The organism is Enterobacter cloacae complex sp. IR5441 (genome assembly GCF_049238215.1).
GTDB lineage: Bacteria > Pseudomonadota > Gammaproteobacteria > Enterobacterales > Enterobacteriaceae > Enterobacter > Enterobacter hormaechei_C.
Genome location: NZ_JBMKIA010000003.1, coordinates 146,865 through 172,238, shown reverse-complemented (window position 1 = coordinate 172,238; position 25,374 = coordinate 146,865). Strand labels below are relative to the sequence as shown.

The 25,374-nt window shown below is 51.2% G+C and carries 27 protein-coding genes; 16 read left to right on the top strand and 11 right to left on the bottom strand.

Annotation, left to right across the window (positions count from 1 at the left end; genetic code table 11):
* The first annotated feature begins 9 nt into the window (after positions 1-9).
* Positions 10-1,650: a tyrosine-type recombinase/integrase gene (locus ACOTX5_RS05370; protein WP_223832631.1), complete on the top strand. Its 1,641-nt coding sequence runs from the start codon at positions 10-12 to the stop codon at positions 1,648-1,650.
* A 56-nt stretch (positions 1,651-1,706) separates the two neighbouring features.
* Here ACOTX5_RS05370 and arsH read toward each other — a convergent pair whose 3' ends face one another.
* Complete coding sequence (arsH, locus tag ACOTX5_RS05365) at positions 1,707-2,408, bottom strand: arsenical resistance protein ArsH (protein WP_000847113.1); 702 nt, start codon at positions 2,406-2,408, stop codon at positions 1,707-1,709.
* Between the two features lie 89 nt (positions 2,409-2,497).
* On the opposite strand from arsH, the gene ACOTX5_RS05360 reads away from it, so the two are divergent.
* From ACOTX5_RS05360 to arsC, 3 genes are read left to right on the top strand one after another with little or no spacing between them, the layout of a single operon-like run.
* A complete protein-coding gene (locus ACOTX5_RS05360; RefSeq protein WP_006810860.1) occupies positions 2,498-2,818 on the top strand; it encodes a metalloregulator ArsR/SmtB family transcription factor in 321 nt (106 codons plus the stop codon).
* Positions 2,819-2,864: 46 nt separating this feature from the next.
* A complete protein-coding gene (locus ACOTX5_RS05355; protein WP_006810859.1) occupies positions 2,865-4,154 on the top strand; it encodes an arsenic transporter in 1,290 nt (429 codons plus the stop codon).
* A gap of 15 nt (positions 4,155-4,169) precedes the next feature.
* Positions 4,170-4,595, top strand: a complete 426-nt coding sequence (gene arsC, locus ACOTX5_RS05350) for a glutaredoxin-dependent arsenate reductase (RefSeq protein WP_006810858.1) — start codon at positions 4,170-4,172, stop codon at positions 4,593-4,595.
* 167 nt (positions 4,596-4,762) lie between these two features.
* Here arsC and ACOTX5_RS05345 read toward each other — a convergent pair whose 3' ends face one another.
* From ACOTX5_RS05345 to ACOTX5_RS05320, 6 genes are all read right to left on the bottom strand, one after another.
* Positions 4,763-5,320 (bottom strand): recombinase family protein, encoded by a 558-nt coding sequence (locus ACOTX5_RS05345; protein WP_001273865.1) that lies wholly within the window; start codon positions 5,318-5,320, stop codon positions 4,763-4,765.
* Between the two features lie 136 nt (positions 5,321-5,456).
* Positions 5,457-5,873: a hypothetical protein gene (locus tag ACOTX5_RS05340; protein WP_006810857.1), complete on the bottom strand. Its 417-nt coding sequence runs from the start codon at positions 5,871-5,873 to the stop codon at positions 5,457-5,459.
* Between the two features lie 362 nt (positions 5,874-6,235).
* Complete coding sequence (locus ACOTX5_RS05335; RefSeq protein ID WP_006810855.1) at positions 6,236-7,465, bottom strand: primase-helicase family protein; 1,230 nt, start codon at positions 7,463-7,465, stop codon at positions 6,236-6,238.
* The gene (locus tag ACOTX5_RS05330; RefSeq protein WP_154591465.1) at positions 7,431-7,586 is read right to left on the bottom strand and encodes a hypothetical protein; all 156 of its coding nucleotides are present in this window, start codon (positions 7,584-7,586) and stop codon (positions 7,431-7,433) included. Before ACOTX5_RS05330 ends, ACOTX5_RS05335 begins: the two co-directional genes overlap by 35 nt.
* A 181-nt stretch (positions 7,587-7,767) precedes the next feature.
* Entirely contained in the window at positions 7,768-8,202 is a 435-nt protein-coding gene (locus tag ACOTX5_RS05325) for a hypothetical protein (RefSeq protein ID WP_006810853.1), read from the bottom strand.
* The gene (locus ACOTX5_RS05320) at positions 8,195-8,662 is read right to left on the bottom strand and encodes a hypothetical protein (protein WP_047353326.1); all 468 of its coding nucleotides are present in this window, start codon (positions 8,660-8,662) and stop codon (positions 8,195-8,197) included. The genes ACOTX5_RS05325 and ACOTX5_RS05320 overlap by 8 nt, the downstream gene beginning before the upstream one ends.
* Before the next feature lie 1,060 nt (positions 8,663-9,722).
* Between ACOTX5_RS05320 and ACOTX5_RS05315 the strand changes: the two genes are divergently transcribed.
* Positions 9,723-9,848 (top strand): hypothetical protein, encoded by a 126-nt coding sequence (locus tag ACOTX5_RS05315; protein ID WP_006810850.1) that lies wholly within the window; start codon positions 9,723-9,725, stop codon positions 9,846-9,848.
* Between the two features lie 559 nt (positions 9,849-10,407).
* Positions 10,408-11,283, top strand: coding sequence for a 23S rRNA pseudouridine(2605) synthase RluB (gene rluB, locus ACOTX5_RS05310; RefSeq protein WP_003856794.1), 876 nt, complete (start codon positions 10,408-10,410; stop codon positions 11,281-11,283).
* Between the two features lie 36 nt (positions 11,284-11,319).
* On the opposite strand, the gene cobO is transcribed toward rluB, so the two are convergent.
* Both cobO and ACOTX5_RS05300 read right to left on the bottom strand, forming a co-directional pair.
* Positions 11,320-11,910: a cob(I)yrinic acid a,c-diamide adenosyltransferase gene (cobO, locus tag ACOTX5_RS05305; RefSeq protein ID WP_045911820.1), complete on the bottom strand. Its 591-nt coding sequence runs from the start codon at positions 11,908-11,910 to the stop codon at positions 11,320-11,322.
* Positions 11,907-12,668 (bottom strand): YciK family oxidoreductase, encoded by a 762-nt coding sequence (locus ACOTX5_RS05300; protein ID WP_045911819.1) that lies wholly within the window; start codon positions 12,666-12,668, stop codon positions 11,907-11,909. The genes cobO and ACOTX5_RS05300 overlap by 4 nt, the downstream gene beginning before the upstream one ends.
* A 252-nt stretch (positions 12,669-12,920) precedes the next feature.
* On the opposite strand from ACOTX5_RS05300, the gene sohB reads away from it, so the two are divergent.
* Positions 12,921-13,967, top strand: a complete 1,047-nt coding sequence (gene sohB, locus ACOTX5_RS05295; protein WP_023296716.1) for a protease SohB — start codon at positions 12,921-12,923, stop codon at positions 13,965-13,967.
* A 35-nt stretch (positions 13,968-14,002) separates the two neighbouring features.
* Here sohB and ACOTX5_RS05290 read toward each other — a convergent pair whose 3' ends face one another.
* A complete protein-coding gene (locus tag ACOTX5_RS05290; protein WP_040117736.1) occupies positions 14,003-14,254 on the bottom strand; it encodes a YciN family protein in 252 nt (83 codons plus the stop codon).
* 398 nt (positions 14,255-14,652) lie between these two features.
* Between ACOTX5_RS05290 and topA the strand changes: the two genes are divergently transcribed.
* The 6 genes from topA (at position 14,653) to acnA (ending at position 22,137) form a co-directional block, all read left to right on the top strand.
* Positions 14,653-17,250 (top strand): type I DNA topoisomerase, encoded by a 2,598-nt coding sequence (gene topA / locus ACOTX5_RS05285; protein ID WP_003856806.1) that lies wholly within the window; start codon positions 14,653-14,655, stop codon positions 17,248-17,250.
* A gap of 186 nt (positions 17,251-17,436) precedes the next feature.
* Positions 17,437-18,411, top strand: a complete 975-nt coding sequence (gene cysB / locus ACOTX5_RS05280) for an HTH-type transcriptional regulator CysB (RefSeq protein WP_006810844.1) — start codon at positions 17,437-17,439, stop codon at positions 18,409-18,411.
* Between the two features lie 336 nt (positions 18,412-18,747).
* Positions 18,748-18,888 (top strand): YmiA family putative membrane protein, encoded by a 141-nt coding sequence (locus tag ACOTX5_RS05275; protein ID WP_213083754.1) that lies wholly within the window; start codon positions 18,748-18,750, stop codon positions 18,886-18,888.
* An 8-nt stretch (positions 18,889-18,896) separates the two neighbouring features.
* Complete coding sequence (locus ACOTX5_RS05270; RefSeq protein WP_162184032.1) at positions 18,897-19,061, top strand: hypothetical protein; 165 nt, start codon at positions 18,897-18,899, stop codon at positions 19,059-19,061.
* Between the two features lie 137 nt (positions 19,062-19,198).
* Positions 19,199-19,297, top strand: coding sequence for a small membrane protein YmiC (ymiC, locus tag ACOTX5_RS05265; RefSeq protein WP_032103392.1), 99 nt, complete (start codon positions 19,199-19,201; stop codon positions 19,295-19,297).
* Positions 19,298-19,461: 164 nt separating this feature from the next.
* Complete coding sequence (gene acnA, locus ACOTX5_RS05260; RefSeq protein ID WP_045911818.1) at positions 19,462-22,137, top strand: aconitate hydratase AcnA; 2,676 nt, start codon at positions 19,462-19,464, stop codon at positions 22,135-22,137.
* 37 nt (positions 22,138-22,174) lie between these two features.
* Here acnA and ribA read toward each other — a convergent pair whose 3' ends face one another.
* The gene (ribA, locus tag ACOTX5_RS05255; RefSeq protein ID WP_003856813.1) at positions 22,175-22,765 is read right to left on the bottom strand and encodes a GTP cyclohydrolase II; all 591 of its coding nucleotides are present in this window, start codon (positions 22,763-22,765) and stop codon (positions 22,175-22,177) included.
* A 197-nt stretch (positions 22,766-22,962) separates the two neighbouring features.
* On the opposite strand from ribA, the gene pgpB reads away from it, so the two are divergent.
* The 3 genes from pgpB to lapB all read left to right on the top strand — a co-directional run bounded on the left by pgpB (position 22,963) and on the right by lapB (position 25,363).
* Complete coding sequence (gene pgpB / locus ACOTX5_RS05250) at positions 22,963-23,730, top strand: phosphatidylglycerophosphatase B (RefSeq protein WP_003856815.1); 768 nt, start codon at positions 22,963-22,965, stop codon at positions 23,728-23,730.
* 148 nt (positions 23,731-23,878) lie between these two features.
* The gene (locus ACOTX5_RS05245) at positions 23,879-24,187 is read left to right on the top strand and encodes a LapA family protein (RefSeq protein ID WP_003856817.1); all 309 of its coding nucleotides are present in this window, start codon (positions 23,879-23,881) and stop codon (positions 24,185-24,187) included.
* A 6-nt stretch (positions 24,188-24,193) separates the two neighbouring features.
* Positions 24,194-25,363: a lipopolysaccharide assembly protein LapB gene (lapB, locus tag ACOTX5_RS05240; protein ID WP_003856819.1), complete on the top strand. Its 1,170-nt coding sequence runs from the start codon at positions 24,194-24,196 to the stop codon at positions 25,361-25,363.
* Positions 25,364-25,374: the final 11 nt, after the last annotated feature.

The window sequence follows — 25,374 nt, the reverse complement described above, 5'->3', positions numbered from 1 at the left end:
AGGAACAGAGTGTACAACAAGACTCCTCGATTCACGACGAAGCGCGGTAACGTCTACTACATCAACTTTCGACTTCCCGACGGAACATTTTTCCGTCGTAGCCTCGGCACAGATTCATTGCAAGCGGTCGGGGTTACAATGTCACGTCTTAGTGCATACATCCCCCTTGTTCAAAATGGTTCGCTGTCCATCGAACAGTTCAAAATGCACATTGACGGTTTCAGGGAAGCCACTCAGCGCGATTTCGACACTTATCTGTTGGACTGGCTTAGGATGGGTGTTGATGAAGCTAAACGAATGCCGGAACTTGGACGGATGCAACGCAAGATCGATCCAGATGCAGCAATCTCCCCGACTGCCAACGTTACAGAGGCTAAAGGCCGTGCTGAGATACATCTGAACCGAGTGTATAACGGTGATGATTCAACGGCGCGGATGCTTCTTGCCACTTTGCTGATGAAGAAGGTTTCCTTTGATCAACGTGATGTTGAACAGGCTTACGATGTGGCGGGGCAGATTGATTTACATCAGGCTATGCTCCACCAAGCCTACGACGCTTTCTATTCTGGTGATCTTGTTCGATATCGCTCTTTGGTCGAAGAGATGCAATTCAAGCTGACAGAAGCCGAGCGATTGAAGAAGCCAGCAGCTAAACATGCTGTAGCGCCAACGGTTGAGTCTGAAAGTAACGATACGCCTCTGCTTTCTGTTTCATGGAAAATGTTTACCACTGAAAAAGGAAAGGACTGGGTGGCGGCTGTCGCCAACGAAAACCAGCGCTTCTATAATGTGTTGTTGCATGTTATCGGTGATCTTCCTGTCGGAGTGATCACGAAGCAGCACATACGGCAAACTATAACCATTATTGAAAATCTTCCCCGTCGAAATAAAAAACCTTATTCCGAAATGACGCTTACGGAGTGTATTGATTTTGATGTACCGGAAGAGGATTTGATGAGCAGCGCTAACGTCCAAAAGCATCTCAAGATTTATTCCTCGTTCTTCAAAGTCTTCCTGAAAGATGAAAAGGACATTTTAGAGAAAGCCCCCACAGAAGGGATCAAATACGAGGTAACGGAGAACAAGGGCGGCTCTTACTCAAAACCTGAGATGCAACGCCTTGTAACGTATTTGAATACTTGCAAAGATTGGCGACGTGATTATTTCCTGACTCTGATTTATACCGGAGCACGCCGGGGCGAAATTGCTGCTATCCGTAAAGAGCACATTCGCGAAGATGAAGAAACACGGCGTTGGTATGTCTTCATTGACGGCGGGAAAACTGAACAGGCTGTGCGGCAGATACCGTTAAACAAGACCTCAGAAAAGTTACTTTTGGCGCGTGTTAAATCGCTCAAACCCACTGATCCTGTTTTCGGTGATTTACCGACGTATGAGCAGATCGGGCTTGAGTGGAACAGCATCATGGCCGATTGCAACATACAAAAATTTAATGAATTTGGACAAAAGAGGGTGATCCATGCCCTTCGTCATACTTTTATTTCAGAGGCAATGACAAAAGCGATGCCCGTGATGGTGCAGTTTTGCGTCGGACACTCCCGAACTCAATCGTTAGGTATCACAGCACGGTATACACATAGGCCACCGCTGAGGGACTTACTTCCAGTGGTTGATGGCATAAACTGGTAAAGCTGTCCCACCAACGGGTTTTATGGTTTCAATTACCAGCTATCTTTACCAATTTTTTAAATTTTCCGCTGATTCACCCGGATAGAGAGTTGTTCGTGATTTTCTTTTCTTTCGCTGTAGCGGTCAGCAAGGTATTCAGTATGGTTTTTCAAAATCAGTGTGATTTTGAATAGTTCCTCCATCACATCAACAATGCGGTCGTAATAAGAAGATGGTTTCATTCGTCCATCATCATCAAACTCTTGCCATGCTTTTGCTACCGATGATTGGTTAGGGATAGTAAACATCCTCATCCAGCGTCCAAGGACACGCATTTGGTTAACTGCGTTAAACGATTGGGAACCACCGCAAACTTGCATCACTGCCAAAGTTTTTCCCTGGGAAGGGCGAATCGCTCCTTCTGTTAAAGGAATCCAGTCTATTTGGGCTTTCAGAATGCTACTCATCGCGCCATGTCGCTCTGGCGAACTCCACACCATGCCATCACACCACCGAACCAAACTCCGTAGCTCTTGCACCTTTGGATGTGTTTCAGGAGCATCGTCAGGAAGTGGTAAACCAGAAGGATTAAAAATTTTCACTTCAGCACCCATTTCCGTAAGCAATCGCCCGGCTTCTTCGGCACTAAATCGACTAAAAGATCGCTGACGTACTGAGCCGTAAAGGAGAAGAAAGCGAGGAGGGATGGCTGTACCTCCGACCTTTTCAGCTATGGTTGCATCAAAGCAATCAGTATTAAGAGCGGGGAATGTCTTCATGGCTTTACTCCAGAGTTTGTACACTATGCTTTACTTTTAACACATGCGGATTAACATATGTATTCGTTTTTATCTGAGGCTGCTTACAGATGTTACCTGTTCAACTTTTCAAGCTACTTGCAGACGAGACACGCACGACGATTATTCTATTACTGCGTGAGGCTGGGGAGTTGTGTGTTTGCGAGCTATGTTCGGTCACTAACCAATCTCAGCCAAAGGTTTCACGCCACATTGCTTTGCTAAGGGATGCCGGATTGGTGCTGGATCGCCGAGAAGGTAAATGGATCTATTATCGTCTTTCACCACACATGGCTGCATGGGCAGCTTCAATCATCGATACTGCCTGGAGTAGCCAGCGCGATGAAGTACGACAATCTTTGAATAACGTAAATACCGCTGTTTGCGGATGATAACAAAAATACATTCACTAAATCGAATGTGTTTAAGGGGTTCGGAATGTTATTGGCAGGAGCAATCTTCGCACTAACCATCTTCTTTGTGATTTGGCAACCTCGCGGGCTTAGTATTGGCTGGACTGCCTCAATTGGTGCGGTGCTGGCTTTGGTTACGGGGGTTATACAAATAAGTGACATCCCGGTTGTATGGCACATTGTATGGAATGCTACCGCAGCCTTTATCGCGGTTATCATCATCAGCTTACTGCTTGATGAGTCTGGCTTCTTTGAATGGTGCGCTTTACATGTTGCCCGATGGGGTAATGGACGTGGGCGGCTGCTATTTACCTACATAGTGTTGCTGGGGGCCGCTGTTGCTGCTCTGTTTGCTAACGATGGAGCCGCGCTGATTCTTACACCGATTGTTATTGCTATGCTACTGGCGTTGGGATTCAGTAAAGAAACAACGCTGGCTTTCGTTATGGCAGCCGGGTTTATAGCTGATACTGCAAGTTTACCGCTGATCGTATCTAATCTTGTGAACATTGTTTCCGCTGACTTCTTCAAACTTGGGTTCAGTGATTACGCTTCCGTGATGGTTCCGGTAGACCTTGCGGCGATTGCTGCCACGCTTGCGGTACTTCATCTCTTCTTCCGTAAAGACATTCCAGCCGTTTATGAATTGTCCCGGTTAAAAGCGCCAGCAGAAGCTATCAAAGATCTGGCAACGTTCAGAACTGGTTGGATAGTGCTATTGCTTCTCTTAATAGGTTTTTTTGTACTCGAACCTCTCGGAATACCTGTAAGTGCGATTGCAGCAGCAGGGGCTTTAATACTTTTTCTTGTTGCCAAACGAGGGCATTCGATTAATACGGGCAAGGTGTTGCGTGGTGCGCCCTGGCAGATTGTAGTGTTCTCGCTCGGTATGTACCTGGTTGTTTATGGTCTGCGTAATGCAGGACTAACCGAACATCTTTCGGGTGTTCTAAACCAGCTTGCTGATAGAGGTATCTGGGCCGCTACGCTGGGAACTGGCTTCTTAGCTGCGTTCTTGTCATCCATCATGAACAACATGCCCACTGTTTTGATTGGTGCTTTGTCGATAGATGGAAGTATGGCATCAGGGATTATCAAGGAAGCGATGATCTATGCCAACGTGATTGGCTGCGATCTGGGACCAAAAATCACACCCATAGGAAGTCTTGCAACGCTGCTTTGGTTGCATGTCCTTGAACAGAAAAGCATAAAAATAAGTTGGGGGTACTACTTCCGCGTAGGCGTGATTATGACGCTGCCTGTGCTGTTCGTTACCCTTAGTGCGCTGGCATTGCGCCTGTCGTTTTCCCTGTAAGATAAGAGAATAATCATGACTGACATAACCATTTACCACAATCCAGCATGTGGAACATCCCGTAATACGCTGGCTTTAATTCAAAATAGCGGTGTTGAGCCAACTGTGATTCTCTATCTGGAAACACCTCCAGACAGGGATAAACTCAAGGAATTGATTAGCGCGATGGGGATCAGTGTTCGTGCGTTGCTACGAAAAAATGTTGAACCATACGAGCAACTTGGTTTAACAGAAGACCGTTTCACCGATGAAGAATTGATAGAGGCAATGCTAAGTCATCCCATTTTGATCAACCGTCCGATTGTCGTTACGCCACTTGGAACACGCCTTTGCCGTCCATCAGAAGTGGTATTGGACATTCTTCCAAACCCTCAGAAAGGCGAGTTCATTAAGGAAGATGGAGAAAAGGTCGTAGGGAAGGATGGCAAGCGACTAATTTAACAATAATCTACTTCGCATCATCCGTATCAGTGTATAAACAAGACGTTTACCAGGTGATGTGTGTTGCGCCATTACTTGAGATGTTTAACACGATTTCCGCGACGTACCCAATTCCAGCGGTAGAATTCCTTAAATATCAGTGGCTTGTGGCCTCAAAAGGAATCTTGTTAGGCGGCGGCTTGTTCGGTCTTGATACGCTGCACGGTGCTGGTGGACACGTTGAAATCTTTCGCTATGGTTCGGATAGACTGACCAGCGGCAAGTGCTGACACAATCCCTACACGGTCAACCGCTGCGCCATTACCACGAGCGCCTTTGCGTCCCGCTGCTTTGGCTGCTGCGTAGCCTTCTGCCTGGCGTTCGAGCATCATTTCACGTTCCATCTGTGACATAGCCGCGAAGATGTTTAGCATAAGGTTGCTGGCGGCGTTGGCTTCTGCTCCTGCTGTTATCCCTTCCTTGTGGAATTGGACGCTTGCGCCTTTGGCTTTAACGTGCTCGATAATGTCGAGAACATCACGGAGGTTACGCCCTAAGCGGTCAAGGCTGTGAACGTGGATCACGTCGCCTTTACGAACGTAAGCAATCATCTCCTGGAGTTTGGGACGGTTGGTATTCTTGCCGCTTACCTTCTCTTCAAACTTTTCATCAAGTGTCACGCCGTCGAGCTGGCGCTCTGTGTATTGTTTATCTGTACTTACTCGAATGTAACCGATGTTAGCCATTGTAGTTTCCCTGTTCTGTTGAGCGTAGCGATTTAGTGTGTATCGATTATAGGTGTGTCGATTAAATTGATCAATACTATTTCGATACAATCTTGAAGGGGAAAAGACCCGGATTTTGGTGTGTCGAAATACTGTGCTATTTCGCTACATGTTCCGGGAGGCTAAACGGGTAGTATCTGATTCGGTAGTCCTCAAGTGCCCAGGGGCTGCGGTGCGTGATTACAAAGTGGTTCCACTGATAGGAAACAAGTTCGGGATCTCTGGTGGTTCGTTCGTCTGTGACCGTGACCACGCTCAAGCCGTCGCGGTGAGCTTCCCACTCAAGGCGGTGAATGTAGTAGCCGGGGTGCATTTCGATTAAAGGCGTATCCGGGATCACTCTTGGGAAATGGTCTGCGATGTTCTCAGCGCTCCGTGCTTCCGCTTCGAGCTGGCGCTTCTCTTGCTGGTGGCTTGTCTCTGCGGCAAGCTGGCGCTCAACCTCGGCTAAACGGTGGGCCTTGCGACCGTTCTGGAAATAATTTACGTATGCTGCGTGGGTACGTCCTGACATGTAATGTCCTCCTGTAAAATTTGGATCTTTTTTGATGTGCTGGCTGTACGCTGGAGCGCGTCAGGCGGCGTGAATGTGGAAGGAACGAAGCCCGAAAATCCGGGCGGCGATACCGATCCACGGTATGAGTGATTTCAGATTTTGCTTTAAGGAAGTTGTTAGGCATTTGCCTATCAAACTTTTAAAAATTGATAGTCGGGAAACGCTGGTGCTCCTGTTATTCCCATTTGGAAAATGGTGAAGCTGTAGAACAGATCTAAGAATACTTAATAAGTAGCCCTGTTAGCCCTGTAGCCCTGATCAGGCCTGTAGCGGCGCGGGTTTCAAAATACAGGGCTAAAATCGTAGCCCTGTAGCCCTGATCATTTCGTCGGGGTTGGATAGTATTTATCGACAAACCAGGAAAGGGCGCTCTCCGGGATTTTCCCGCTGCCGTCCTGCGGCGCTCGATACCAAACTGATTTTAACCCTGCTCTGGTGTTCACTCTGGCACTGACATAGCCGTTGTCACGTAACCATTGACTCGCATCCTGTGGTCGCGGGAACGATGGACAAGCATCATGGAATGCCTTGAATGCAAACGCCGGATTCTCTCCAGTGAAGATCTCCGCTTCGTTCTGCTCTTCGGTGATGCTGGCTTGTTTCATGCGTTCCAGCGCCACGCTGTAAGGTGGGCGATAAGGGGTGAACTCGGACAAGGGGTAAGCCATTAGCCAGGCGTGTACGGCTTCCAGACCGCCAACGGCGAGCCACTCCGCAAGGCAGGTGATAAACTCGGCGGTTTCCTCCCTGCTCACCTTGTGGCGTATGTAGTGAGTGCAATAATGGCGGCGGTCATTCGCCTCCACTTCAATCGGACTTTCACTGTTTGAAAAGGTGAAGAATCTTGTAAATGTTGGCACTTTACGGGGCTGTTCGTACTTCCGGTTAATTTCGATAACCGGTTCTGTCTGAATGCTCTTTAGACGGTCTGCCATGTTGCGCGTGGCTGGCGGCGGGTCATCAAACAGGATCAGGATTGTACGGGCCATAGCATCGTTATGGACGCTGGTTAGGGTGCTGTAATTGCTGTACAGCGTTGTCTGGTGCATCAGGAGCGGTGACAAGATTTGATTGAACAAAAAACCCTTGCCCGTTCCGGTGTCGCTTGGGATCACGATGTGCCAGCTTGGGCGCTGTTCCGGGTGCTGGAACATGTGCGCCATGTACGCGCTCACTGTGGCGCGGTCTGTCTGGTCGGGGAAGAGTCGGGCCAGGTAGGAGTGCCATAGTGTCAGATCTGCCGCTGGTGTCTTATCACTGCGCCAGCGCCTGAATGTGTTCAGTGTGCCGTTCTGGTCGATACCGTAGGGCTGCGTCGGGTTGAATTCATTCACCTTGATAAAAGGAATGTGATCCCAGAGTAGGTTTAAATAACTTCGTCGCCACTGCTCACCAGTCGATAAATAGTATTCCCGTTCGAGAATGTCCAGACCGTGATTTGTGTTAGTGGGGATGTGGTGGAGAAGTATTTTACCTTGAGCGGAGATAAAAGCGTATTTCTGTTTCTGTAGATGGTCAATCAGCTTTTCTATTTGTAGCTTTGGATTCATTCGTTTCCTCGTTCGTCATTACCTTACGTAATGTCTTGATAATAAAAGTTGGGCGACTGTCATCACCCTTGCTTGCATCAATCCACGTCAGCAGATCTCGAGCTATTTTAAGTTGCAGCATTATTTAGTATCCTTATTTTTAAAGATGTAACCTTCGGATAATAGCCACTGGTAGAACTCCCCAATCGTTAGTTTATTCACTTCCTTACTGAATAGCTGAATCTCAGATTTGGCTATCTCTGCTGGTGGTTGGTTGTTCCAGTAGCTTCTAAGCCATGATAATGATTTCTCTGCTTTTGTAGTCATCTGTAATACTCCAAATGGTTGAGGTGGTCGAATCGCACGGCGTAATACACCGCAAACTGTTTTAAGATAAATCTGAAGTGGTGTTCTTTTAAATAACCATTCCGGCGCTCAAGCGCGGCATTGTATAATTCATCGTACAAGGTATCGTGAAAGCCAAAATAAACTTCCCACAAAAGCGGAGTAAAATCTTCACGATAAGCAACACGAGACAGGATGAGATTAAAGTCGCCTTCTATGGCATTCGTCACACGGTTCAGGATCAGGCGGCAATGTCCCGTCCTGTGGTCATGGTCAATAACCGGATCTGTCAGTGGTGAGCCTGTTATGAAGTCCCTCCCGTCCTGCTCGGCGATCATCATTTTCCGGTAGTCGCTGGCGCTCCTCTGGGCGAGTTTTGCCGGGTTGCGCTTCTGCGCATAAGGTTCAAACATGGGAGCCTTTCACAAAGGATGCACGTAGGCGACCAGAGAAGGTGAGAGCCTCGGTTTCTGCTGCTGCTTGCGCGGCTGCTTCTGCACGTTTACGGCGTTCTTCCTCTGCAACCATCTGTTGGTATAGCTCTTCCGCTTGAGCCTCAAGGGAGGCCATTAAAGCTGCTTCTGCTGCCTCTGTGAGGGAACGGCGCTCTGTGTCGATTTCCTGCTGCTTTTTGTTCATCACGATACGCATTGCAGGATCACCAATGTTGTAGAATGGCTGGCGCTCAAACTCCGCGATTTCGTACCCATCTTGAATAGCGGTCTGTAGCTTAATGAGCACTACCGGATAAAAATCAGAGATACTGAAAACATCCGTGAGATGGGATTCGATGTAATCAGCTACGTATTGATCACGCTGTATTTTAAACTCGGCTTTTATTTCTTTGGTGAATGCTGCTGGTAGCTTAGTCATGAGGACATTGCTCCTTTATAGATAGAAGTTTCTTAATGTTGATTCGGTTGCAGGTGTGACAATAAAATGGGCTTACACCTCCAACAATGTACGAGGTGACGTAATAGAATTTTCCTTCAAAGTATTCCATGCTGAGAACTCCACTATCCACCCATCGATTTATTTCTCGGTGCTCATTGCCATTGCTCCATTCATCTACGAAGTCCTCGAACGTGAAGCAATGTTTCATGATTTCTTCGGCCCAGTACATAAATGCAACTCGGTGTGGAGTGGTTGGCATACCATACTGGCGTAACCTGTCACGATAGATGTGGTATTCGAAACGAGGGAGCCACTTTTTAATTTCTTTCAGATTTTGACTTTTCAACTGTATGAGTTTTCCTTTTCTTTGAGCATAGGAAAGCCTCCTCGGAAGGATTGCCCAAACGTCCAACACAACCGAAATAATCAGACCGGGTGATCTGGGAATCATCGACTTTAAAACGTTTAGCTTCCGGGAGGCTTTATTCTGCGGAGAGTGCGCAAGCTGCGCTATACGATACTAACTATGGGAATAGTAAGAAGTAGATTCTAAGAACAAAAACTATCGCTCAGAGGCGTTTGTTCACAACATTGCTTTCCTAATGTTTATAATACACTAAAAAGCATTTTTTGTCAATTGATTTTTGTTGACTTCTGTATTTAAATGTGCATTACGAGTTGTATTGTCTGGATCTGCATGAGGGGGATTGGATAGTGGGAATACAGCGAAGCTGTCAGAGAGAATGGCCAGTAGCACTCGTTAGAGCGTAGGCATTTGATCGGGGCTTCCGCTGTCCACTACGTCAGATAGCGGCACTGGTGGCTCGGGGAATCATCTTCTGGATGTTGCAGGGCGATTCCTTGGTATCGTCATTGCACCAGTGAGAAGGGCGACGGCTTACCGTGGTCCAGCTTTGGCATTGTTCCGAATAGCTGTTCACGCTTCGTCTACTGCGTCCTGTGCTGCTTGCGCTCAAAGGGTGGGTAAACATCAGGGAGATAGGCTGTAATGCGCACCGGGGCTGGTGGAAGTGGTTAAATGAAGATGTTGAAGACTGCCATCATCGAGACGATTCTCCAGCTTAATCTGGAATCTCATCATGATGAATCTCTGGTGGTGGTCATCGGTGAGCAACGGGAAGAGATAATGCAGGATAAAGTTTAAGGTTAAGTTAAAGGTTAGTTGGGTCAGAGTATGACTTCGGATTACTCCTGCCTACATCAGAGAGTAACAAGAAGGATTATTATCAAGGTTAGGTTAATTCAGATCAGAGATAGAGTGTACACTTGAGTAGTGATTGACACACAGGAACAGACATACACTCTCTTTCATGACTAACATGAAAGATCACTATTGTGCAAAGGTAATTCTCTCTCTTCGAGAGACAAACCTCACTCGCTTCGCTCGCGGACTTCGTGTGTAGGGTAGCACATCATCCCATGCCTTGTCAAGGGCGCGGCTACCATAAAAACTTAAAAATTACTACTTATTTCAAATCTTTCATACTCGCGCTTGTGAACAGATGCGCAACACTTACTTTTTTTTGCTTAAAACTTAATCAGAGGGTAAGTTTTAGGTGGTGAACAGGCTGTACAACAAAGTAGGTTACAATGTGGTGAACATCGCGTATAATGACCTTCAACTAAACATGCTAACGCATTGATTTATATAGATTTGTTAGTGTCTATTCGACGCCTGTGAAGGCGACACCTGAGGAAGCTCAATGAGCGAGAAGTTACAGAAAGTGCTGGCGCGCGCCGGCCACGGTTCGCGCCGTGAAATCGAAGCCATTATTGAAGCAGGCCGCGTGAGTGTGGACGGTAAAATCGCCACGCTCGGTGACCGCGTTGAAATCGTACCGGGGCTGAAGATCCGCATTGACGGCCATCTTATCTCCGTGAAAGAGTCTGCTGAACAGATCTGCCGCGTACTGGCTTACTACAAGCCGGAAGGCGAACTGTGTACCCGCAACGATCCGGAAGGCCGCCCGACGGTGTTTGACCGTCTGCCAAAACTGCGTGGCGCTCGCTGGATTGCCGTAGGGCGTCTGGACGTGAATACCTGCGGCCTGCTGCTGTTCACCACCGATGGTGAACTGGCAAACCGTCTGATGCACCCGAGTCGTGAAGTGGAACGTGAATACGCCGTTCGTGTTTTCGGCCAGGTTGATGAGAACAAACTGCGCGACCTGTCGCGTGGCGTTCAGCTGGAAGACGGCCCTGCGGCGTTCAAAACCATCAAGTTTACCGGTGGTGAAGGCATTAACCAGTGGTACAACGTTACCCTGACAGAGGGACGTAACCGCGAGGTGCGTCGTCTGTGGGAAGCGGTCGGTGTCCAGGTGAGCCGTTTGATTCGCGTCCGCTATGGCGACATTCTGCTGCCGAAAGGCCTGCCACGTGGCGGCTATACCGAACTGGATCTGACGCAAACCAACTACCTGCGCGATCTGGTTGGCCTGACGCCAGAAACCACGTCGAAAGTGGCGGTAGAGAAAGATCGTCGTCGCATGAAGGCGAATCAAATCCGCCGTGCGGTGAAGCGTCACAGCCAGGTTAGCAGCAATCGCCGCTCTGGCAGCCGTAATAACAACGGTTAATCGAAAAGCCCGGTGAATATACCGGGCTTTTTTTCTTCAGTAATCAATCCCCATTTGCGCTTTGATACCCGCATCGAACGCATGCTTAACCGGACGCAGCTCGCTGACGGTATCGGCCAGCTCCAGAATGTCCCGATGACACCCGCGCCCCGTGATGATAACCGTCTGATGCGCTGGGCGGTTTTTCAGGGCAGCCAGCACGGCCTCCAGCGGCAGGTAGTCGTAGGCGACCATATAGGTGATCTCATCCAGCAACACCATGTTCAGCGACGGGTCTGAAAGCATTCTTTTGGCATGCTCCCAGACGGCGAGGCAGGCTGCGGTATCGGTTTCCCGGTTCTGGGTATCCCAGGTAAAACCGGTTGCCATTACCTGAAACTCAACGCCATGCGGCTCGAGCAGATTACGCTCGCCGTTGGGCCATTCACCCTTGATAAACTGGATCACGCCCACTTTCTGCCCATGCCCGACTGCGCGGGTGGCGGTCCCAAATGCGGCGGTGGTTTTGCCTTTGCCGTTGCCGGTGAACACGATTAGGATACCGCGCTCGTCCTGAGCGGCCGCCACGCGTGCATCAACCTGTTCTTTCAGACGCTGCTGGCGCTGCTGATGACGATCATCACTCATTGCGATATCCCCGGTTTGCGGCCTGGCTGGGCATCGAAGGTCAATCCGGTTTTGCGACGGCTGTCGTCACCCATCAGCCACAGGTAAAGGGGCATGATATCGGCCGGGGTTTTAAGCTTCTGCGGATCTTCTGTCGGGAAGGCGCTGGCGCGCATTTTGGTGCGCGTACCGCCTGGATTAATACAGTTAACCCGCAGGTGGCGGCTTTGGTACTCTTCGGCCAGCACCTGCATCATTCCTTCGGTGGCAAATTTTGAGACGGCGTAAGCCCCCCAGTTCGCACGCCCCTGACGCCCCACGCTGGAGGAGGTAAATACCAGCGAGCCGGAATCGGAGTTGAGTAATAAAGGAAGCAAGGCCTGGGTCAGGAAAAACGTCCCGTTGACGTTAACCTGCATCACCTGCTGCCAAATCTCCGGATCCTGTTCATCCATCGGGCGCACTTCGCCCAGTAACCCCGCGTTGTGCAGTACGCCGTCCAGACGCGGATAATGCGTGCTGATACGCTGGGCAAGGGCCTGACATGACGCTGACGTACAGGTCAGCAGATCGAGCGTATACCAGGGCGTGGGGGTACCGCCGGCGTTTTCGATTTCACGGGCGACGGCCTTGAGCTTTTCTTCATTACGTCCCAGCAGAATAAGGCTCGCACCGTATTCAGAATAGGTCAGCGCCGCTTCGCGACCAATCCCGTCGCTGGCACCGGTAACCAGAATGATGCGGTTCTGTAGAAGGTTTTTTTGTGGCTGATAATGCACGGTGGCTCCTCAGGCGCATTGGGCGTGACTTGCACCTTTATTTATGACTTTTCGGCTTTATGCCCGAAACAGCGTCAGAATTCAATCAGTCTACAGGACAGAACGCTGGGAAATTAACAATTTGCAAAGATTTAAACCAGAAACGGGGGATTCCTGAAGCCGCCTCGCAGAGGTAATGTCCAGAACGAGACGCCTGCGCAGGGCTGTTGTACACTGGCGTGAAAGATTCGTGGTTAAATCAAGGTGGAACGCGTGGAATTACTTTCTCAGTATGGGTTGTTTTTGGCCAAAATCGCGACGGTGGTTATTGCTGTCGCGGTGATTGCCGTCCTGATTGTCAACCTGACGCAGCGTAAGCGTCAGCGTGGTGAGTTACGCATTACCCGCCTGAGCGAGCAGTATAAAGAGATGCAGGAGGAGATGTCTCTGGCGCTGCTTGACGATCATCAACAGAAGCTGTGGCTAAAAGCCCAGAAGAAAAAACATAAGCAGGACGCCAAAGCCGCGAAGGCGAAAGCTAAGCTCGCCACGCCACAGGCTGACGCAAAACCGCGCGTCTATGTGCTCGATTTTAAAGGTAGCATGGATGCGCATGAAGTCTCCTCTCTGCGTGAAGAAGTGACGGCGGTGCTGGCCGTGGCGACAGCCCAGGATCAGGTGGTGGTACGCCTTGAAAGCCCGGGCGGCGTAGTGCATGGGTATGGACTGGCGGCTTCGCAGTTACAACGTCTGCGGGACAAACAGATCCCGCTCACCGTTGCGGTAGATAAGGTCGCGGCGAGTGGCGGCTATATGATGGCGTGCGTGGCGGATAAAATCGTCGCGGCACCGTTCTCCATTATCGGCTCGATTGGGGTGGTCGCGCAGATCCCTAACTTCAATCGTTTCCTGAAAAATAAAGAGATCGACATCGAACTGCATACGGCGGGTCAGTACAAACGTACGCTGACGCTGCTCGGCGAAAATACCGAAGAGGGACGGCAGAAATTCCGGGAAGATCTGAACGAAACCCACCATCTGTTCAAAGATTTCGTGCACCGCATGCGCCCAACGCTGGACATTGAGCAGGTGGCTACGGGCGAACACTGGTACGGCACGCAGGCGCAGGAGAAAGGGCTGGTGGATGAAGTGGGTACCAGCGATGACCTCCTGCTCAACCTGATGGAAGGCCGTGAGCTGGTGGGGGTGCGCTTCACCCGACGTAAGCGCCTGCTCGACCGTTTTACCAATAGCGCGGCAGAAAGCGCGGATCGCCTGCTGCTACGCTGGTTGCAGCGCGGCCAAAAGCCGCTGCTGTAAAGAAAAACGCGAGGCAGATGCCTCGCGTTTTCGTTTTAATCGACCAGGTGGTACTTCTCTGAGAGGGTATGCGCCAGGTATTTAAACATGTTAAACACGGCGGTGCTTTTCGGGGTGGGTAGCCCTTGTTCATCAAGGAAGTATTCACCGCTGAACACCAGCACGCCATTACGTTGTTCCACGCCAGTCGCTTCAATTCCCGTCAGGGTGTCTTCATGGTCGCGAATGAGTTTGTTTGCTTCGATAAGCAATGAAGCTCGGTCAATGGGTTGGGTCGTATTCTGCATATTCCACTCCTTAAACAGTGACAATAGTCTACGCCTGGGTCGCTTCGGGGGCAAATTTTCCCTGTTATCCGAGGGGATAAGGAACAGGGGCTGGCTGGCGGGATTTGCTTTTGCATGCTAATAAAGTTGCGTAACGAATTTTATCAGGTACAGTGTGCGCTTTCGTCATTCTGGCAACAGAATTGCTTGACATTCGACCGGGAATTCGTCACGAATGAACTTTGATGTGAGAAAAATACCCGAAAACTCAATGACCTGGATGTCGCCATTCTGACGTTCGGTAACACATAGGGGTTGATATCCCCTGACGACGTCGCAATATCAATGGCTCGTCGTCAGCGGAAGGGAAATCAACGTGCGGCGTATTCCTGGAAGAATTAAATTAGGTAAAGGTGAATATGGGTAAAGCTCTCGTCATCGTTGAGTCCCCGGCAAAAGCCAAAACGATCAATAAATATCTGGGCAATGACTACGTGGTTAAGTCCAGCGTTGGTCACATTCGCGATTTGCCGACCAGTGGCTCAGCCAGCAAAAAGAGCGCAGACTCTACCTCCACCAAAGGGGCTAAAAAGCCTAAAAAGGATGAACGTAGCGCGCTTGTCAACCGCATGGGTGTTAACCCATGGCACAACTGGGATGCACATTACGAAGTGCTGCCAGGCAAAGAAAAAGTCGTTAACGAGCTGAAACAGCTTGCTGAAAAAGCAGACCACATTTATCTCGCAACCGACCTTGACCGCGAAGGGGAGGCCATCGCATGGCACCTGCGGGAAGTGATCGGGGGTGATGACAAACGCTACAGCCGTGTAGTGTTCAACGAAATTACAAAGAATGCGATTCGTCAGGCGTTTGAAAAGCCGGGTGAACTGAATATCGACCGTGTTAACGCTCAGCAGGCGCGTCGCTTTATGGACCGCGTTGTAGGCTACATGGTCTCGCCGTTGCTGTGGAAAAAGGTCGCTCGCGGCCTGTCTGCGGGGCGTGTGCAGTCTGTGGCTGTTCGTCTTGTTGTAGAGCGTGAACGCGAGATCAAAGCGTTCGTCCCGGAAGAGTTCTGGGAAGTGGATGCGAATGTCACCACGCCGGGCGGCGATGCGCTGCCGTTGCAGGTGAGCCACCACAACGACAAACCGTTCCGTCCTGAAAATCGCGATCAAACCATGGCCGCCGTGGCGCTGCTGGAAAAAGCGCGTTATCAGGTTCTGGATCGTGAAGACAAACCGACCAGCAGCAAGCCTGGCGCACCGTTTATCACGTCAACTCTCCAGCAGGCGGCGAGTACGCGTCTGGGTTACGGCGTGAAGAAAACCATGATGATGGCCCAGCGTTTGTATGAAGCGGGTTACATCACCTACATGCGTACTGACTCCACCAACCTGAGCCAGGACGCTGTCAACATGGTGCGCGGCTATATCGAGGACAACTTCGGTAAGAAATACCTGCCGGACAGCCCTAATCAGTACGCCAGCAAAGAGAATTCTCAGGAAGCGCACGAAGCGATTCGTCCTTCTGACGTTTCCGTTCTGGCTGAATCGCTGAAAGATATGGAAGCGGACGCCCAGAAGCTGTATCAGCTGATCTGGCGACAGTTCGTCGCCTGCCAGATGACGCCAGCAAAATACGACTCCACCACGCTGACCGTCGGCGCGGGTGATTTCCGCCTGAAAGCGCGCGGCCGCATTCTGCGCTTCGACGGCTGGACAAAAGTGATGCCAGCGCTGCGTAAAGGTGATGAAGACAGAACGCTGCCTTCAGTCAACAAAGGTGACGAGCTGTCGCTGGTTGATCTGGTCCCGGCTCAGCACTTCACCAAGCCACCTGCGCGCTTCAGCGAAGCATCGCTGGTGAAAGAGCTGGAAAAACGCGGCATCGGTCGCCCGTCCACCTATGCGTCAATCATTTCGACCATTCAGGATCGTGGATACGTTCGCGTCGAGAACCGTCGTTTCTATGCTGAAAAAATGGGTGAGATTGTCACCGACCGTCTGGAAGCGAACTTCCGTGAGTTGATGAACTATGACTTCACCGCGCAGATGGAAGACAGCCTCGATGAGGTTGCCAGCCATAAGGCAGAATGGAAGAAAGTTCTCGACAGCTTCTTCAGCGATTTTACCAATCAGCTTGAGAAAGCCGAGAAAGATCCTGAAGAGGGCGGCATGCTGCCTAACCAGATGGTACTGACGAGCATCGACTGCCCAACCTGCGGCCGTAAAATGGGGATCCGTACCGCGACCACGGGCGTGTTCCTCGGTTGCTCTGGCTATGCGCTGTCGCCGAAAGAGCGTTGCAAAACCACCATCAACCTCGTGCCGGAGAACGAAGTTCTCAACGTGCTGGAAGGTGACGATGCGGAGACCAACGCACTGCGCGCCAAACGCCGCTGTAAGAAATGCGGCACGGCGATGGACAGCTACCTGATCGATCCAAAACGCAAACTGCACGTTTGTGGCAATAACCCGACCTGCGATGGTTATGAGATCGAAGAAGGTGAGTTCCGTATTAAGGGCTATGACGGTCCAATCGTTGAGTGTGAGAAATGTGGTTCCGAAATGCATCTGAAAATGGGACGCTTCGGTAAGTACATGGCATGCACCAACGACGACTGTAAAAACACGCGTAAGATCCTGCGTAACGGTGAAGTTGCGCCGCCGAAGGAAGATCCGGTTCCGCTTCCTGAGCTGCCGTGCGAGAAGTCAGACGCGTATTTCGTGCTGCGTGACGGCGCTGCCGGGGTATTCCTGGCGGCCAACACCTTCCCGAAATCGCGCGAAACCCGTGCGCCGCTGGTAGAAGAGCTGTACCGCTTCCGCGACCGTCTGCCGGAGAAACTGCGTTACCTGGCCGATGCGCCACAGCAGGATCCGGAAGGCAACAAAACCGTGGTGCGCTTCAGCCGTAAAACGAAGCAGCAGTACGTGGCGGCAGAGAAAGAGGGCAAAGCGACCGGATGGTCAGCCTTCTTCGTCGACGGGAAATGGGTTGAAGGCAAGAAATAATCTTCCCTTACCGTAACTTACCTGTAAAAGGGCCGGACTTGCGGCCCTTTTTTATTACGTAGTTATTATTTTTTGTTCCGTACTATACAGCCTGGCTATAAATGATATAGTGGTTATAGTTAACCCGTTTCTTATTATCAAATCGTCTTAAGCGATTGACGCATGCGCTAAATCGGATGGTCTGGCATGAAATTACAGCAGCTTCGCTATATCGTTGAGGTCGTCAATCATAACCTCAATGTCTCTTCCACCGCAGAAGGTCTTTATACCTCTCAGCCCGGCATCAGTAAGCAGGTGCGAATGCTGGAGGATGAGTTAGGTATTCAGATATTTGCCCGCAGCGGTAAGCACCTGACTCAGGTCACGCCGGCAGGACAGGAAATCATACGCATCGCACGGGAAGTGCTCTCCAAAGTCGACGCCATTAAATCCGTCGCCGGGGAGCATACCTGGCCGGATAAAGGCTCTCTGTATATTGCCACCACGCATACACAGGCGCGTTATGCGCTTCCTGGGGTGATCAAAGGCTTCATCGAACGCTATCCACGCGTTTCCCTGCATATGCATCAGGGCTCGCCGACGCAAATCGCAGAGGCCGTGTCTAAAGGCAATGCAGACTTCGCTATCGCGACGGAAGCCCTCCATCTGTACGATGATCTGGTCATGCTCCCGTGCTACCACTGGAACCGCTCTATTGTCGTGACCCCGGATCACCCGCTGGCGGGGAAGGGCGAAGTGACAATCGAAGAACTGGCGCAATACCCGCTGGTGACCTATACGTTCGGCTTTACGGGCCGTTCTGAACTGGACACCGCGTTTAACCGCGCCGGATTAACGCCACGGATTGTCTTTACGGCGACGGATGCGGACGTCATAAAAACGTATGTGCGTCTGGGCCTGGGCGTTGGAGTTATTGCCAGCATGGCGGTGGATCCTGTCTCAGACCCGGATCTGGTGCGTCTGGATGCGCATGATATTTTCAGCCACAGCACCACCAAGATAGGTTTTCGTCGCAGCACGTTCCTGCGCAGCTATATGTATGATTTTATTCAACGCTTCGCGCCACATTTAACGCGCGACGTGGTGGATACAGCTGTGGCGTTACGCTCCAATGAAGACATCGAAGAGATGTTTAAAGACATTAAACTTCCCGCCAAATAATCACACCCGGTATCTTTCTGATACGGAAAGATACCGTCATTCCCCTTTAAACCTGAATTAGAATTATCATCATCTACGCCCACTGTCATATATCGTCATAACCCATTTAATGACTATGGTTTTACTGTCGCAAATTTGCGACAAAAGTAGAAACTAATTTACAGCTGTGCAAATTATTCTTTTCAATTATTTATTTCGGGTCAAAAGATTGAATTTTCCCAGGCCCAGATACGTAAATTCACTGGCTTTTCGGCTAAAGTTTCTTTAGGATTTATCTCATCGGATGATTACTTGTGCCAATTGTTTGGTCTCTAAATGATAAGCGATGTCGATTGTATGAGGTTAGCAATGCCGTCAGGAAGTGAAGAACCGCAAAGGGATCCCGCGCTTAAGCGTAAAGCCTGGCTGGCGGTCTTTCTTGGCTCTGCCCTGTTCTGGGTGGTGGTTGCTCTTCTTGTCTGGAATTACTGGGGTTGATTATGGTCATGACGGTGCGTACAGAAGCGAGAAAAGAGATGTGTCAGCTTCGTGACAATGTTCACAAAGCCCGTAAGGCGCCAGCAACCAGCGTGCCAGCTTCCTGGAAACTGACGCCACAACAGCAGGCCTTTATTGATGTGTTCGCGGAAGACGAACCCAAAAAACAATAATTTTGATTTTTGCGTAATAATGCAAATAGTCTGAATAAAGACTATGCACTTTTGTACTCCTTAATAAATACACATCAGCAATATAGAACGAGGGCAGACCTCGCAACCTTAAATAATTAAAGTCTGGTGTCCCTATGATGAATAACATGACAACCGTAAAATACTGGTCATGGCTCGGCGTATTCTCAGCGTCGATCCTCTTCTGGTGTCAGCTCCTCTGGCTGGCCTTGCACTAAATCGTAAAACCTCGCCACGGCGGGGTTTTTGTTTTATCCCTCGCGTTGGACCATTCCTAAATTTATCAATTTGGGTTGTTATCAAAACGTTACGACATCTTTGTGTTATCTTTAATTACAGCCCTGATGATTGTCAGGACATCCCTGTTTTTAAGGAGGAGCTTATGTCGTTAACCCTACGCGAAGCCAGTAAGGACACATTACAGGCGGAAAATAAAACCTGGCGCTACTACAGCTTACCGCTGGCTGCCAGAACGCTTGGGGACATTTCGCGGTTACCCAAGTCGTTGAAAGTCTTACTGGAAAACCTCTTGCGCTGGCAGGATGGCGACTCGGTTACCGAGGAGGATATCCAGGCTCTGGCAGGGTGGCTGAAAAATGCTCATGCAGACAGAGAAATTGCCTATCGCCCGGCCAGGGTGCTGATGCAGGATTTCACTGGCGTGCCAGCGGTGGTGGATTTGGCAGCTATGCGTGAAGCCGTTAAGCGTCTCGGGGGCGATACAGCTAAGGTTAACCCCTTGTCCCCGGTAGACCTCGTCATTGACCACTCCGTCACCGTCGATCACTTTGGTGACGACGATGCTTTCGGCGAAAACGTCCGTCTGGAGATGGAACGTAACCATGAACGCTACGTATTTCTGAAATGGGGTCAGCAGGCGTTCAGCCGCTTCAGCGTTGTTCCACCGGGCACTGGCATTTGTCACCAGGTCAACCTGGAATATCTTGGCAAAGCCGTCTGGAGTGAATTGCAGGATAAAGAGTGGGTGGCTTACCCTGATACGCTGGTGGGCACCGATTCACACACCACCATGATTAACGGCCTTGGCGTTCTGGGCTGGGGCGTCGGTGGTATTGAAGCGGAAGCGGCCATGCTCGGCCAGCCGGTATCAATGCTCATTCCCGATGTGGTGGGCTTTAAGCTGACCGGTAAGTTATCCGAAGGCATTACCGCCACGGATCTGGTTCTGACGGTCACCCAGATGCTGCGTAAGCATGGCGTGGTGGGCAAATTCGTTGAATTTTATGGCGATGGTCTGGATTCACTGCCGCTGGCGGACCGGGCCACCATCGCCAACATGGCGCCGGAATATGGCGCGACCTGCGGCTTTTTCCCGATTGATAGCGTTACGCTGGAGTATATGCGCCTCAGTGGTCGCAGCGAGGAGCAGGTGGCTCTCGTTGAGGCCTACACCAAAGCGCAGGGCATGTGGCGTAACCCGGGTGACGAGCCGGTATTTACCAGTACGCTGGAGCTGGATATGGGCACAGTTGAGGCAAGCCTCGCAGGGCCAAAACGTCCGCAGGACCGCGTCGCCCTGAGCAACGTTCCGAAAGCCTTTGCCGCCAGCAATGAGCTGGAAGTTAACGCCGCACAAAAAGATCACCGTCCGGTGGACTATGTTCTGAACGGGCATCAGTATCAGCTCCCTGACGGCGCCGTGGTGATCGCCGCTATCACTTCCTGTACCAACACGTCCAACCCGAGTGTGTTAATGGCTGCCGGGCTGCTGGCAAAAAAAGCGGTAGAGCTGGGGCTCAAGCCACAGCCTTGGGTTAAAGCCTCCCTGGCGCCTGGTTCGAAAGTGGTATCCGATTACCTGGCACAGGCCAGACTCACGCCTTACCTCGACGAGCTGGGCTTTAACCTGGTGGGCTACGGCTGTACGACCTGCATCGGTAACTCTGGTCCACTGCCTGAACCTATTGAAATGGCGATCAAGCAGGGGGATTTGACCGTTGGCGCGGTACTTTCCGGTAACCGAAACTTTGAAGGGCGTATTCATCCGCTAGTGAAAACCAACTGGCTGGCCTCGCCGCCGCTGGTTGTAGCCTATGCGCTGGCCGGAAACATGAACATTAACCTGGCGACCGATCCGATTGGTCACGATCGCAAAAATGAACCGGTCTATCTGAAAGACATCTGGCCATCATCGCGCGAAATTGCGCGCGCGGTAGAGAAAGTTTCCACCGAGATGTTCCGCAAAGAGTATGCGGAAGTGTTCGAAGGCACAGCGGAATGGAAAGCGATCGACGTGGTGGGTTCCGATACCTATGACTGGCAGGATGATTCCACCTATATTCGCCTGTCGCCATTCTTCGACGAAATGCTGGCGGAGCCTGCACCGCTGAAAGATATTCACGGCGCGCGCATTCTGGCGATGCTGGGCGATTCCGTCACCACCGACCATATCTCCCCTGCGGGTAGCATCAAGGCGGACAGTCCGGCAGGTCGGTATCTGCAAAGTCGTGGCGTGGAACGTCGCGATTTCAACTCCTACGGTTCGCGCCGCGGTAACCACGAAGTGATGATGCGCGGGACCTTTGCCAACATCCGCATTCGCAATGAAATGGTCCCAGGCGTGGAAGGGGGTATGACGCGCCACCTGCCGGATACAGAGGTCATTTCAATTTATGACGCAGCCATGAAGTATCAGCAGGAGGGGACGCCGCTGGCCGTTATTGCCGGTAAAGAGTACGGCTCCGGTTCCAGTCGCGACTGGGCGGCAAAAGGTCCGCGTCTGCTCGGGGTTCGCGTGGTGATTGCCGAATCCTTTGAACGTATCCACCGCTCAAACCTGATCGGGATGGGGATCCTGCCGCTGGAGTTCCCGCAGGGCGTAACGCGTAAAACGCTAGGTTTGACCGGGGAAGAGCAGATTGATATCAGCGGTCTGCAAAATCTGCAACCGGGTAAAACCGTTCCGGTGAAGTTAACGCGCGCAGATGGAACGACAGAAGTGCTGGATTGCCGGTGTCGTATTGATACGGCAACAGAGCTGACCTATTACCAGAACGACGGCATTTTACATTATGTGATTCGTAAGATGCTGGACTGATAAAACTCGCCCGGCACATATGCCGGGCGTTTTGCGTTTATTCGCTCAGCAGGTGCCCCATTTTGGCGGCTTTAGTGTCGAGGTAGTGCGCGTTTTTCGGGTTGCGGCCGACAATCAGCGGCACGCGTTCCACGATATTGATGCCCGCTTCAGTGAGGATTTCCACTTTTTTCGGGTTATTGGTCAACAGACGCACTTCGTCCACGCCCAGCAGCTTGAACATATCCGCGCACAAGGTGAAATCGCGCTCGTCAGCAGCAAAGCCGAGCTGATGGTTCGCTTCGACGGTATCGTAGCCCTGATCCTGCAACGCGTAGGCGCGGATTTTATTCAGCAGGCCGATATTGCGTCCTTCCTGACGGTGATACAGCAGAACGCCACGTCCTTCCTCTGCGATATGAGAAAGGGCGGCTTCAAGCTGGAAACCGCAGTCGCAGCGCAGGCTGAACAGCGCGTCACCGGTCAGACACTCTGAATGAACGCGGGACAGCACCGGCGTTTGCCCCGAAATGTCGCCGAATACCAGGGCGACGTGATCTTGCCCGGTTGCCAGTTCTTCAAAACCCACCATCAGGAAATCGCCCCATGGGGTTGGCAGTTTGGCTTCTGCCACACGTTTAAGCTGCATGTGATTCTCCAGACCAGGCTGACACGTTTCGTGCCTTTGCCCCATTATGCTTTCTGTATTGGACTATTTTGCCACAAGCCCGGCAACTTCACCTAATCACCACCACGCTTTACAAACGTTAAACGCACAATCCGACATATCCACCTGAATGATGAAATTCAGTTATGATTGTGGTGCTTAGTGAAAAAGGAGAGGACATGCTTTCAATTGCCAGACGAACGGCCGCAGGCGCCGCCGTATTGCTCGTTATACCCCTGGTCGTTTGGTTCTCCGGCTGGATGTGGCAGCCCGGACAAAACGAGACGTGGCTGAAAGCCTTATACTGGATAACCGAGACGGTCACCCAGCCGTGGGGGATTATTACGCACGTGCTGCTCTGTGGCTGGTTCCTGTGGTGCCTGCGCTTTCGCCTTCGCGCGGCGCTGGTACTGTTCGCTATTCTCGGCGGCGCCATACTTATCGGGCAAGGGGTGAAGTCGTGGGTCAAGGATCGCGTGCAGGAACCCCGTCCTTTCGTCGTCTGGCTGGAAAAAACGCATCATGTTCCGGTGGATGAGTTCTACAATTTAAAGCGTAAAGATCGCGGTGCGTTGGTAAAGGAGCAGCTTGCAGAACAGCAGGATATCCCGACCTTTTTACGCAAACACTGGCAAAAAGAGACCGGCTTTGCGTTTCCTTCCGGGCATACGATGTTTGCTGCCAGCTGGGCGCTACTTGGCGTGGGACTGCTGTGGCCGCGTCGGCGTACCCTCACGATTGCGATTTTGCTGGTCTGGGCGACAGGCGTAATGGGCAGCCGGATGCTGCTGGGGATGCACTGGCCGCGTGATTTGGTGGTAGCAACGCTGATCTCGTGGGTACTGGTGACGCTGGCGACCTGGCTTGCACAACGTTTTTGTGGACCATTGACGCCGCCGCCGGAAGAGAAGGAAGAAATAGCCGAAAGGGAGTCTGGCGGAACCTGAAGGTTGATATTCCGCATTTTGACCATAAATCCATGTAGGGCGCGTTACTTTTTCCATTTCGCGCCCGCCACTAAAATGGTAGCTTATAAGGCTGATTGCAGTGAGTTGAACACGCTTTATACGCTCGAACCACATAACGGGAAGTCATGTGAAATATTTACTCATTTTCTTACTGGTGTTGGCGATTTTTGTCATTTCAGTCACATTGGGCGCGCAAAACGATCAACAGGTAAGTTTTAACTATCTGCTGGCGCAGGGCGAGTACCGGGTGTCGAGCCTGCTGGCGGTGTTATTCGCGGCGGGTTTTGTCATCGGCTGGCTTGTATGCGGCCTGTTCTGGCTTAAGGTTCGTGTTTCTCTTGTTCGCGCTGAACGTAAAATTAAACGACTTGAACATCAACTTACGCCTGCGTCTGACATTCCGGCGAGCTCTGGTGTGCCGGTAGTCAAGGAATAATCGAATATGCTGGAGTTGTTGTTTCTGCTTTTGCCTGTCGCCGCAGCCTATGGCTGGTATATGGGCCGCAGAAGCGCGCAACAAACAAAACAGGATGAAGCAAACCGACTCTCCCGTGACTACGTAGCGGGGGTGAACTTCCTGCTGAGCAATCAGCAGGATAAAGCGGTGGATCTGTTCCTCGACATGCTCAAAGAGGATACCGGCACCGTAGAGGCGCATCTCACCCTGGGAAACCTGTTCCGCTCGCGCGGAGAGGTTGACCGTGCCATTCGTATCCACCAGACCCTGATGGAAAGCGCTTCGTTGACCTATGAGCAACGGTTGCTGGCCGTGCAGCAACTTGGGCGGGATTACATGGCCGCGGGGCTTTACGATCGCGCCGAGGATATGTTCTCTCAGCTGGTGGATGAGACGGACTTCCGTATCGGTGCGCTTCAGCAGCTTCTGCAAATCTACCAGGCCACCAGCGACTGGCAAAAAGCGATTGATACCGCCGAACGGCTGGTCAAACTCGGTAAAGACAAACAACGCGTCGAAATTGCCCACTTCTATTGCGAGCTGGCTCTCCAGCAGATGGGTAGCGATGACATGGATAAAGCCATGGCATTGTTAAAGAAAGGCGCTGCGGCCGATCGCAACAGCGCGCGCATCTCGATCATGATGGGGCGGGTCTTTATGGCTAACGGTGATTACGCCAAAGCCGTGGAGAGCCTGCTTCGCGTTATCGATCAGGACAAAGAGCTGGTCAGCGAAACGCTGGAAATGCTGCAAACCTGCTATCAGCAGTTAGGTAAGCAGGACGAGTGGGTTGCGTTTCTGCGTCGCTGCGTTGAAGAAAACACCGGTGCCACAGCCGAGCTGATGCTGTCCGACGTCGTTGAAGAGCACGAAGGGAGTGATACCGCCCAGGTATACATTACCCGTCAGTTGCAGCGTCATCCTACCATGCGGGTATTCCATAAGCTGATGGATTACCACCTTAATGACGCAGAAGAAGGGCGCGCTAAAGAGAGCCTGATGGTGCTGCGAGACATGGTGGGTGAACAGGTGCGCAGCAAACCGCGCTATCGCTGCCAGAAATGCGGCTTCACCGCCTATTCGCTTTACTGGCATTGCCCTTCCTGCCGGGCGTGGTCCACCATTAAGCCAATCCGAGGTCTGGACGGGCAGTGATTTTTTAAAAC